At 61.3% G+C, this 1,945-nt stretch carries 2 protein-coding genes; both read right to left on the minus strand.

The genetic code is table 11. From position 1 onward, the window contains the following. Nucleotides 1–103: 103 nt before the first annotated feature. Nucleotides 104–904, minus strand: a complete 801-nt coding sequence (locus HLUSI_RS0107520) for an amino acid ABC transporter ATP-binding protein (RefSeq protein WP_269147406.1) — start codon at nt 902–904, stop codon at nt 104–106. 4 nt (nt 905–908) lie between these two features. Beyond that, a complete protein-coding gene (locus HLUSI_RS0107525; protein ID WP_016833391.1) occupies nt 909–1,577 on the minus strand; it encodes an amino acid ABC transporter permease in 669 nt (222 codons plus the stop codon). Nucleotides 1,578–1,945: the final 368 nt, after the last annotated feature.

Raw genomic sequence — 1,945 nt, forward strand, 5'->3', positions numbered from 1 at the left:
GCCAGGTTGGCGACGCTGTCGCGCGCCGATTGCTGCAGCAGCGAGATCAGCTTGCGATCGGTGTCGTCGAGCAGGTCGAGGCGGCCGGTCATCGGATCAGCCGCTAGCCGTTGAAGCGGGTGAGGAAGGATTGCGTCGCCGCCTGCTGCGGATTGTCGATGACCTGCGACGGCGGACCGGCTTCGACCACCACGCCATCGCGCATGAAGATGACCTGGTCGGCCACTTCGCGAGCGAAGGCGATTTCGTGCGTGACCAGGATCATGGTCATGCCGTCGGCCGCCAGTGAGCGGATGACATTGAGCACTTCGCCCACCAGTTCCGGATCGAGCGCCGAGGTGGCTTCGTCGAACAGCATCACGCCTGGACGCATGGCCAGCGCGCGGGCAATTGCCACGCGTTGCTTCTGGCCGCCGGACAGACGTTGCGGATAGATGTCGGCGCGGTCGGACAGGCCGACTTTCTGCAGCAGTTCCAGTGCGTAGGCGCGCGCTTCCGCCTTGGGTTTGCGCAGCACCGTGAGCATGCCTTCCATGACGTTTTCCAGCGCGGTCATGTGCGGGAACAGGTTGAAGTGCTGGAACACCATGCCGGTGTTGGTGCGGAACCTGGCCAGCTCGCGATCCTTGAGCGGCTTGGATGCTTTGGAACCAAAGGTGAAATCCTGCGCGCCGACGCGGATGCTGCCTTGCTCGGGCACGGTCAGCAGGTTGATACAGCGCAGCAGCGTCGACTTGCCGGAACCGGACGGGCCGATCATGGCGACCACGCTGCCCTTGTTGACCTGCAGCGAAATGTCCTTGAGCACCACGTGGTCGCCGAAGGCCTTCTTCAGATTCCTGATTTCAATCATGACTTCATTGCCTACGTGATTGGCGTGATTGGCGTGATTAGTGTTACTCATGTTCTTATGCTCCCTGTTGCGCGGTCAGGCGGTTTTCCAGGCGCTTGGCCCAGATCGTCGCCGGCAGCAGGATGAGGAAATAGATCACCGCGACCATGGTGTAGATTTCCAGCGGGCGGTAAGTTTCATGCGCGATGATCTGGCCCTGGTACAGCAGGTCCGGCACCGCCAGCACCGACAGCAGTGAGGTGTTCTTGAGTTGCATGATGGACTGGCTGACCAGCGGCGGCGTCATGCGCTTGAACGCCTGCGGCAGGATCACGCGGCGCATCAGCTGGAAGCGCGTCATGCCCAGCGCACAGCCGGCTTCGCTCTGGCCGATGTCGATCGAGACGATGCCGCCGCGGATGATTTCCGAATAGAAGGCGCCGCCGTACAGCGCCAGCGCCAGCAAGGCCGAAGTACCGGCCGACATCTCGATGCCGACCAGCACCGGCAACGCATAATAGAACCACACCAGTTGCACCAGCACCGGCGTGCAGCGGAACACTTCGACGTAGGCGCGCAGCGGGCCCGACACCAGCGGGTTGGTCGACAGGCGGCCGAGGCCGACCGCCAGTCCGATCAGCAGGCCCAGCAAGACGCAGGCGACCGTATAGGCCAGCGTGTAGCCGAAGCCCACCGCAATGACGTTGCGGAATTGCCAGAGCGCGGCGAAGTCCCAGTGATACATCGTGTTTCCTTTTCTTTTACTCTTTGGTGTCTGAATTCTTGGTTGCCTCAGTTGCCTGAGTTGCCCGGGTTGCAAAAGGGTGCGCAGGCAGGGCAGCATGAAATGTGCCAGTCGATGCAGAAAAGATGGTCGGTCTGACCAATTTCCCTTCCCGAAAACCCCGCAATTGTAATGGAGAATACCGCCCGGGATGTAGCGGAAGCTGTTGTGCAGCGCTTTTGCGGCTGGGCGGCGCTTATTGGTTAAAATAGCGCACGGCCGTTCCGGCCCTCCTTATTCTTCATATTATTTCCCCGTCACCCATGAATCCATCTTCCAGCGTGCAGCGCGTGATCCTGATTACCGGCGCCGCACGCGGCATCGGCGCC

The organism is Herbaspirillum lusitanum P6-12 (genome assembly GCF_000256565.1).
GTDB lineage: Bacteria > Pseudomonadota > Gammaproteobacteria > Burkholderiales > Burkholderiaceae_D > Herbaspirillum > Herbaspirillum lusitanum.

Coding starts and splice junctions, on each gene's coding strand:
- HLUSI_RS0107525 (WP_016833391.1), bottom strand. CDS start 1,577: ATGTATCACTGGGACTTCGCCGCGCTCTGGCAATTCCGCAACGTCATT.
- HLUSI_RS0107520 (WP_269147406.1), bottom strand. CDS start 904: ATGAGTAACACTAATCACGCCAATCACGCCAATCACGTAGGCAATGAA.